This window comes from Pseudoxanthobacter sp. (genome assembly GCF_036822375.1).
Lineage (GTDB): Bacteria > Pseudomonadota > Alphaproteobacteria > Rhizobiales > Segnochrobactraceae > Pseudoxanthobacter.
On record NZ_DAISHT010000005.1, the window covers coordinates 18,814 to 26,534 of the forward strand.

At 68.5% G+C, this 7,721-nt stretch carries 9 protein-coding genes; 2 read left to right on the forward strand and 7 right to left on the reverse strand.

What is annotated here, in order from left to right:
* Positions 1–154: 154 nt before the first annotated feature.
* The 5 genes from V7067_RS01370 to V7067_RS01390 are packed head-to-tail and all read right to left on the reverse strand — an operon-like array spanning position 155 to position 4,751.
* A complete protein-coding gene (locus V7067_RS01370; protein WP_334174073.1) occupies positions 155–1,132 on the reverse strand; it encodes an aliphatic sulfonate ABC transporter substrate-binding protein in 978 nt (325 codons plus the stop codon).
* 58 nt (positions 1,133–1,190) lie between these two features.
* A complete protein-coding gene (locus V7067_RS01375) occupies positions 1,191–1,910 on the reverse strand; it encodes an ABC transporter ATP-binding protein (protein ID WP_334174074.1) in 720 nt (239 codons plus the stop codon).
* Entirely contained in the window at positions 1,907–2,740 is an 834-nt protein-coding gene (locus V7067_RS01380; RefSeq protein WP_334174075.1) for an ABC transporter permease subunit, read from the reverse strand. Before V7067_RS01380 ends, V7067_RS01375 begins: the two co-directional genes overlap by 4 nt.
* The gene (locus V7067_RS01385; protein ID WP_334174076.1) at positions 2,733–3,884 is read right to left on the reverse strand and encodes an LLM class flavin-dependent oxidoreductase; all 1,152 of its coding nucleotides are present in this window, start codon (positions 3,882–3,884) and stop codon (positions 2,733–2,735) included. The genes V7067_RS01380 and V7067_RS01385 overlap by 8 nt, the downstream gene beginning before the upstream one ends.
* 24 nt (positions 3,885–3,908) lie before the next feature.
* On the reverse strand, positions 3,909–4,751 hold the full coding sequence (locus V7067_RS01390; RefSeq protein WP_334174077.1) for an ABC transporter substrate-binding protein: 843 nt from the start codon (positions 4,749–4,751) through the stop codon (positions 3,909–3,911).
* A gap of 132 nt (positions 4,752–4,883) precedes the next feature.
* Here V7067_RS01390 and V7067_RS01395 point away from each other — a divergent pair, with 132 nt between their 5' ends.
* Positions 4,884–5,288 (forward strand): metalloregulator ArsR/SmtB family transcription factor, encoded by a 405-nt coding sequence (locus V7067_RS01395; RefSeq protein ID WP_334174078.1) that lies wholly within the window; start codon positions 4,884–4,886, stop codon positions 5,286–5,288.
* Positions 5,289–5,329: 41 nt separating this feature from the next.
* Here V7067_RS01395 and V7067_RS01400 read toward each other — a convergent pair whose 3' ends face one another.
* The gene (locus V7067_RS01400) at positions 5,330–6,064 is read right to left on the reverse strand and encodes a glycosyltransferase family 25 protein (RefSeq protein WP_334174079.1); all 735 of its coding nucleotides are present in this window, start codon (positions 6,062–6,064) and stop codon (positions 5,330–5,332) included.
* A 431-nt stretch (positions 6,065–6,495) separates the two neighbouring features.
* Between V7067_RS01400 and V7067_RS01405 the strand changes: the two genes are divergently transcribed.
* Entirely contained in the window at positions 6,496–6,891 is a 396-nt protein-coding gene (locus V7067_RS01405; RefSeq protein WP_334174080.1) for a hotdog domain-containing protein, read from the forward strand.
* Between the two features lie 12 nt (positions 6,892–6,903).
* Here V7067_RS01405 and V7067_RS01410 read toward each other — a convergent pair whose 3' ends face one another.
* Positions 6,904–7,389 carry an OsmC family protein gene (locus tag V7067_RS01410; protein ID WP_334174081.1) on the reverse strand — a complete coding sequence of 162 codons (486 nt, stop codon included), beginning with the start codon at positions 7,387–7,389 and terminating at the stop codon, positions 6,904–6,906.
* Between the last annotated feature and the right edge of the window lie 332 nt (positions 7,390–7,721).

A 7,721-nucleotide genomic window follows, 5' to 3' on the forward strand; every position in this document is an offset into this window, starting at 1 on the left:
CGGCCGCCGGCCGGCTGAACGGCCGCAGCCGCGCCGCCCGGGGCCCGTTCGCCGCAGGACCGGCAAGGGGCGGAAGGACCGGCCGGGGCGGCGCAGCGCGGGCCCGCATCCCGCGCCTTGCCGTCCCGCACCTTGCCGCCCTGCCCTGCAAGGCTCAGTCGAGCGTCACCACCCCGGCGGCAATGTCCGGCCGCACGGGAATGATCTTGCTGGCCACATACCAGTCGGCAATCGCCTCGATCTGGGCGATGTCCTTCGCGGTGACCGCGGTGGTCGGCACCGCGGCGTTGACGCCGATTTCCGGGCCGAGGTCGGCCGGAATCTTCATCGCCTCCGCCCAGATCGCGCCTGCTTCGTCCTTGTGGGCGATGGCCCAGGCATTGTCGGCCTTCACCACGTCGAACACCGTCTGCAGCAGCGGGCGATCCTTCTCCGCAAAGCTGCGGCTCGCCACCAGCACCACCGCATTGTCGGAACCGATGGCGGCGCCATCGGCCAGCACGCGGGCGTCATAGGACTTCTTCGCGATCGCCACGAACGGGTCCCACGTCGCCCACGCCGCGACATGGCCCTGCACGAAGCTCGGGCCGCTGTCGCTGGGGCTGAGATAGACGCGGGTCACGCCGGCCGGGTCGACGCCGTTCTTTTCCAGCGCCCGCATCAGCAGATATTCGCCGGTGCCGCCGCGGTTCACCGCCACGCTCTTGCCGGTCAGGTCCTTCAGGCTTTCAATGCCGGAGTCTTTCTTCACCACGATGCCTTCGGCGGCCGCCGACATCTTCTGATAGGCGAAGATGACGAGCGGCACCCGGGCGGCCAGCGCCGCCACGGCCGAGGTGGAGGAACCGGCGGTGATGTCGATGCTGCCGGCATTCAGCGCCTCGAAGGCGGGGGCCGCGGCGGGGAAGGGGCCGACCCATTCCACGGTGACGTTCTTTTCCGCCAGCGCCTTTTCCAGCGTGCCGCGGGCCTTGGCCAGCGTCAGATCGTTGGGGCCGCGCAGCCAGCCGATGCGCACCGTCTTTTCCGCGGCATCCGCCGCCGCCGGCAGCGCCAGCGGGGCGGCAAGGGTCAGCGCAAGGGCTGCGGCCAGAGTGCGCAGCAGGCTGCGCCGGGAGCGGTAAGAGGTCATTGGTCTTCTCCAGTGGAACGGGCGGAATCCGGCAGGGAAAATAGCGGACGGCTTCGCGTCAGTCGTCCTGATCCACGCCGAGGCGCGCAAGCAGGTCGTGTTCAATGGCCGCCGCGGCGGGATCGGTGCGCAGGCGCGGGCGCGGCAGCCTCACCTGCACCTCGCGCACGAAGCGGCCGCGTTCCAGCACCAGAATGCGGTCGGCCAGCGCCACCGCCTCCCACACATCGTGGGTGACGAGCAGAACCGCCGGCTGGTGTTTCTGCCACAGCGCCGCCACCAGCCGGTGCATCTGCAGCCGCGTCAGCGCATCGAGCGCGGCAAAGGGCTCGTCCAGCAGCAAAAGCTCCGGCGTGCGGATCAGCGCCCGGGCCAGCGCGGCCCGCTGTGCCTCGCCGCCGGAAAGCGTCAGAGGCCAGGCCTGCCGGCGATGGGCAAGACCGACGTCGGCCAGCACCTGTTCGGCCGCCGCGTGCGCATCCGCCCGCTCCACGCCAAGGCAGACATTGTCCACCACCCGCTTCCACGGCATCAGCCGCGGCTCCTGAAACACCACCGCCCGGCGCTGCGGCAGCACCTTGTGCCGCGCCGGGGCCTCATCGAGTCCCGCCAGCACCCGCAGCAGCGTCGACTTGCCGGAGCCGGAGCGCCCGAGCAGGGCCACGAACTCGCCGCGCGCCATCGTCAGGTCGATACCGTCCAGCACCGGCGGACCGCCGAACGCGCGGGTCAGGCCCTGAATATCGACCACGGCCTTCGTTTCCACGGCAGCGCTCATGGCGTCACCGCCGGCCGCCAGCGCAGCAGCTTCGCCTCGATGGCGCGCACCAGACCATCCGTCAGCAGGCCCATCAGCGCATAGACCAGCAGGCAGACGACGATGATGTCGGTCTGCAGGAAGTCCCGCGCATAGGTGATGATGGCGCCGATGCCGCTGGAAGCGTTGATCTGCTCGGCCACCACCAGACTGAGCCAGGCAATGGAAAGCCCGTAGCGCACCCCCACCAGCAGCGCAGGCAGCGCGCCCGGCAACACGATGTGGCGCACGATGCCCAGCGTGCCGAGACCCAGCGTGCGCCCGGCTTCCACCAGCTTGGCATCGATGCCCTGAATGCCGCCGTGCAGCGTCAGATAGATGGGAAAGACCGCACCGAAGGCGACCATGCCGATTTTCGGCACCTCGCCGATGCCGAACCACAGGATGAACAGCGGCAGCAGCCCCAGAAAGGGCAGCGCCTTCAGCATCTGCAGCGGCGGGTCGACCACGAGGTCGCCGAGGCGCGACAGGCCGGCGACCAGCCCGAGCCCGACGCCGGCCACGAGCGCGATGGCAAAACCGGCCACCACCCGCAGGAACGACACGCCGAGCCCCGCCGGCAGCTCGCCGGAAACCGTGAGACGCACGGCAGCCCCCGCAATCTCACGCGGGGAGGCCAGCACCGCGGCCGGCAGCAGCCCGGTGGTGCTGGCAAGCTGCCAGACCAGCAGGATCGCCACGGGTGAGGCGAGGCGCGCAAGCGGCAGAGGCCACCGCCGTGCCGCCCGGCCCGCCGCACCCGGCGCCTTTGCCGCGCCGCCGGCCTCGTCGAGAGCCTGCACATCAGCCATCGATGCGGTTTCCGCTGAGATCGCGGTCGAACAGGGTCGACCATGTATAGGTCCGGGCCGGGGCCTTCGGCGCGGCCGCGGCCTCCGGCCGGCTGAGGTCGAGGCGCGGCAGCACCAGTTCGCCGAAGCGATAAGCCTCCTCCAGCAGCGGCATGCCGGACAGGATGAAGGTTTCCACGCCAACTGCCTGATAGGCCTCCAGCGTGCGGATCACCGTGTCGGGCGAGCCGACGATGGCGGTGCCCGGCCCCGGCCGCACCAGACCGATGCCGGCCCACAGGTTGGGATAGATCTCCAGATCGCGCGGATTTTCCGGCTTCACCCCGCCGTGCAGACGGCTCATGCGCTGCTGGCCGACGGAATCGGTGTTGGAGACGAAGCGCTGGTTGGCGGCAATCGCCGCCTCGTCCATGTGGCCGAACAGATCGGCCGCCGCCTCCCACGCCTTCGCGTCCGTCTCGCGCACAATCACATAAAGGCGGATGCCATAGGAGAGTTCGCGGCCATAATGGGCGGCGCGCGCCCGCACCTGTTCGATCTTGCGGCCCATCTCGTCAGGGGTCTCGCCCCACGAGAGGTAGGTGTCGACATGCCGGGCGGCGACATCGATGGCGGCTTCCGACGAGCCGCCGAACCACAGCGGCGGCGGGGCGATGGTGCTGCCGACCGGCAGGGCGAGGCGGGCGCCGACGGTTTCGAAATAGCGGCCCTTCTGCGTCACCGTCTCGCCGGCCATCAGCCGGTGCCAGACGGTCAGGTATTCGTCGGCCATGAGATAGCGTTCGTCGTGGGGCAGCGTCATGCCATAGGCGCCGAGCATCTTGGCATCGCCCGAGACCACATTGAGCAGGATGCGGCCGTTCGAGAATTCCTGCATCGTCGCCGCCATCTTGGCCAGCAGCGTCGGGGCAATGAGGCCGGGGTGGAAGGCGAGCAGGAACTTCATCCGCTCCGCATAGGGCAGCAGCGCACCGGCCAGCGGCCAGACATCGTGCGCGCCGGTGGCAAACAGCGCCCCCGTATAGCCCAGATGGTCGTAGGCCATCGCCAGCTGCTTGTAATAGCCGAAATCGACGGTGCGCGAGCCCTCCGGCTTCCACGGATAAGGGCCGTCAGGGGCGCACATATACCAGAAAACGTTCATCTCCGGGTCCCTCTCGTCCGGCCCTCAGGCAGGCTGCTGTTCGATGTGCAGGGCGGCGGCAAGGTCGCCGTGGCGGGTCAGCGTGTCGGCCTCGGCCTGCTGTTCGGCATGGATGCGGGCATCGGCCGGCACCACCTGCCAGTCGCGTTCCGCCACCACGCGCGTCCACGCCCGCCGTTCCGTCTCGCTGGCGGCGGGGCCGGCCAGCAGGGCCGCGGCGCGCTCCGGCGCCGCCGTGATGCCGGCGCCCACGCGCGCCAGTCCGGCCGCGAAGGCCGCCAGCGTTGCCGCGGAAAGGCCGCGGTCGCGAACGGTCCAGAACACCGAGCGGTTGGGAATGGTGGTGCCGCAGTGGGTCAGCACCTTCGCCTCGCCGGTCGCCAGTACCTGTTCCAGATGCGGCGCCATCGCCACCCACGCCGCAACCTCGCCGCCGGCCAGCAGCGTGCGCGACAGCGCCGGCGGCAGGTCGCGCCGCTCCACATCGCGCAGGGTCAGGCCGGCCTCGTCCAGGCTCCGCGCCAGAAAATAGGTCAGAAACGAACCGTCGACGAGCGCCACGGCCCGCCCCTTCAGCGCCGCGATGCTGTCCACCGGCCCGTCGCGGGCCACCAGCACCGCGCCGTTCGCCGGCCGCGTGGCCGACGCGGCCGCATAGACCACCTCCTGCCCGGCCGCGGCCGCCAGAATCGGCGGCGTCGAGCCGGTGCCGCCGATATCGACGACCCCCTCCGCCAGCAGCCGCCCGGTATCGCGGCCTTCCGGATAATCGACGAACACATGGTCGAGATCGTCGAACGCGCCGGGCCACAGCGCCGCAAGGCGCAGATGCAGGTTGTTGGGGTGAACGCCGATCCTCAGGACCATGGGCCGGACCTTCCGTGCGGGTTGCGATCTCATTATATAAAAATATATAATGATAATCCCGCAACCGAAATGATGCGGCCGACACAAAGTCGGGGCGGTTACGGGAATTTTTTTGCGGTCGGACGGGCGATCATGAGCACGAACGGGCAGACAGACGACACCGGGCCCAAAGGGCGGCAGCCGAAGATCCGCTGCCGGGCGATCGGCGCGGCAGCGGACCTGATGAAGGCCATGGCCAATCCGGTGCGGCTGTCGATCCTGTGCGTGCTGATCGAGGGCGAGCGTTCGGTGACGGATCTGGAGACCATTCTGGATGTGCACCAGCCGACGCTGTCCCAGCAGCTCGGTGAGCTGCGGGAGGCCGGCATCATCACCGGCCGGCGCGAGGCCCGGGCGGTGGTCTACCGGCTGGCCGAGCCGCGGGTGGCCCAGCTCATCGGCCACCTGCGCATTCTCTATGCAGACCCGGAGGCCTCCGCCATCTGGCGCGGCGCCCTCATCACCGACGACGGCACCGACAGTTCCGGCATGCAATAATCCGGAATCCGGCCGCAACCGGCGCGGCCCAGCCACGCCGCTCAGTGGCGCAGGTTATAGAGTTCCTTGCGCAGCTTTTCCTTCAGGCGGAACATGACAAGATCAATGCTGCGCCCGATGCGCCGTTCATCGCCGCTTTCCCGATCCTGCGAAAGGCTAGAAGGCACCGAGGTTTCGATGGCCGGGAAGGGAAACACGCTGAGCGGCAACTGGCCGTGCCGCCAGAAGCGGCCGAACTCGTCGTCGATCGGCAGCTCAATCGTCTCGATGCTGTTCAGCACGGCCGCCGCGCCGGCCTTGCTGATGAGATAGCACTGCGCCCCGTAGGGGTCGGTCGAAAACCGGATGACCTGCCGGAACTGGCTGAGCATCGCGATAATTCTGGCCGGCTTATACATTTTTGCGAAAAGCCGGATATAATTGTAATTATTCTTTTCGCAAAATTCTATGACTTCTTGAAAATTGAAATTCACATCAAGAATAACATCGTCCTCCATGACCATAATCCAGTCGGAGGTGCCGGACTTTACGAATTCCCTCAGCACCAGATAATGACTCTTGAAGCACCCCACTTCCGCGCGCCCCAGCGTGCGGCCATAGCGGACAATCTGGCGATCGGGGTCGCTGTCCAGACCTTCGACGACCGCGGCATCGTTGACGGCGTCGAAAAACCGCCAGGACGGCCCGGTCATCCGGCTCAGATTTTCTCTGACGGTTCTGCGCCGGTCTTCTTTGGAGATCATGCTGATGACAATAATTTCAAATTCGGATGCCATTTTTAAAACCCAGAAAGTACGCCTGAAAAAGCAGACTGATGTAAAACTGAAAAATAAGTCTCAGACTGAAATGCCCTGAATGTGACCTCGTCACATGCTCCCGGTCATCGGCCGGCCCGGTCCCCCCGCTTTGCCGGGCCGCCCTTATCGGTCGGTCGTATCGTTGACTTTTTGCCGATTCGGTTCAAGGCGCGCCGGGTTCGCGGTTCCGGGCCTGCACCGGTCAGAGGGCGGCCGGGTGCAGGCCGGTGGAGCACGCCGGCCGGCCCGGCCGCCCGCTGTGTCGGGCCGCTGCCGGCGCCGGTGTGACCACCGTCGCCCTTCCGCTGGCCGCCGGGGTGCGGGATAAGGAGGCAGCGGCAGGAGCGCCCCGGTGCCCCTGCCGACGGTCACGCCCGCCCTCCCCCTGTCAGCGCACGGTTCTTTTCCGCATGTCCGAAGGCACCCCGCCCAGCGCGCCATCCGGCGATCTGCTGGTTCACACCCTTGCCATGCCCGCCAACGCCAACCTTGTCGGCGGTATCTTCGGCGGCTGGATTCTGCTGCAGTTCGATCTTGCCGCCGGCATGCTCGGCACCCGCCGTTCGCGCGGGCCGGTGGTGACGGTTGCCGTGGAGAAATTCGCCTTTCTCACGCCGCTGCGCATCGGCGAGGAATTCTCGGTCCACGGGCAGGTCGCGGCCACCGGCTCAAGCTCGATGACGCTGGCGCTGGAGGGCTGGGCAGCCAGTTCGGAGGGCGGCGAGCGCCGCCTTATCGCGCGCGGCACCTTCATTTCGGTCGCCATCGACGCGGAAAACCGCAAACGCCCGCTGCCCGCGGCGTGATGGCGGCCCGGCTCAGCCGGCGTGCTCCAGCCGCACGCCGGCGGCCAGCGTGTTGCTGACGGTGCAAAGCCGCTCGGCTTCGGCAACGAGGGCCTCCCGCTCTGCCGCGCTGATGGTGCCGGTCACGATCAGCCGCAGGCGGACGGCCGCGATGCGCGACGGTTCGCCGGCCGCCTTTTCCCCGCCGACCTCCACGCGGATGCCGTCGATGCGGTCGCCCAGTCCCTGCTGCGCGGCCGCATGGCGCGCACTCAGGGCAAGGCAGCCGGCGAGCGCGGAATAAAGCAGGTCGAGCGGGCTGAAGCCGGCCTCGCTGACGCTCGTCGTCAGTTCCATGCTCCCGCCGGTCGGCGTCGCAACCGAAACCGCCCCGCGCGGCCGGGCGGTGGCAACGGCCCCGGCGGTGCGGGTGCGCAGGGTGACCATGATCAGAGCATCCTTCTCGCGGCGCGTGGCCGCCCGGACCGCGCAGGCATTCATGAGCGCACGATCTTGCATGACCGCACGACCTTGTAAGACCGCACGATCTTGTCGCCCCGCAGCGGGCAATGCAAATGCCGCCGTTTCCGCCGCAGGACAGCGGCGGCGCGGCAGAGGATACGGACCGTCTTTCTGCCGGCGCTGGCCCTGACGATGCAACAGCCGGCCGGACCGGCAATTCCCTCCCCGCCCGTGCGGAGACCGGGACCGCGCGAGGCCGGCCACCGCCTCTGTTCCGCACCGTCCGCCGCCGGGCAGGCGGCCGATCTCCCAGCCCCCGCCGGCTTTGCCGCGCACGATGCGGCGGAAAGCCCCGGCGCCGGCCTGTGGCACCGGCATCGCCACCGCAC

Excerpts from the sequence above, each read along its gene's own strand:
- V7067_RS01410 (WP_334174081.1), bottom strand. The coding sequence starts at position 7,389 with ATGCAAGATCGTGCGCTCATGAATGCCTGCGCGGTCCGGGCGGCCACG.
- V7067_RS01385 (WP_334174076.1), bottom strand. The coding sequence starts at position 3,884 with ATGAACGTTTTCTGGTATATGTGCGCCCCTGACGGCCCTTATCCGTGG.
- V7067_RS01400 (WP_334174079.1), bottom strand. The coding sequence starts at position 6,064 with ATGGCATCCGAATTTGAAATTATTGTCATCAGCATGATCTCCAAAGAA.
- V7067_RS01370 (WP_334174073.1), bottom strand. The coding sequence starts at position 1,132 with ATGACCTCTTACCGCTCCCGGCGCAGCCTGCTGCGCACTCTGGCCGCA.
- V7067_RS01375 (WP_334174074.1), bottom strand. The coding sequence starts at position 1,910 with ATGAGCGCTGCCGTGGAAACGAAGGCCGTGGTCGATATTCAGGGCCTG.
- V7067_RS01395 (WP_334174078.1), top strand. The coding sequence starts at position 4,884 with ATGAGCACGAACGGGCAGACAGACGACACCGGGCCCAAAGGGCGGCAG.
- V7067_RS01380 (WP_334174075.1), bottom strand. The coding sequence starts at position 2,740 with ATGGCTGATGTGCAGGCTCTCGACGAGGCCGGCGGCGCGGCAAAGGCG.
- V7067_RS01405 (WP_334174080.1), top strand. The coding sequence starts at position 6,496 with ATGTCCGAAGGCACCCCGCCCAGCGCGCCATCCGGCGATCTGCTGGTT.
- V7067_RS01390 (WP_334174077.1), bottom strand. The coding sequence starts at position 4,751 with ATGGTCCTGAGGATCGGCGTTCACCCCAACAACCTGCATCTGCGCCTT.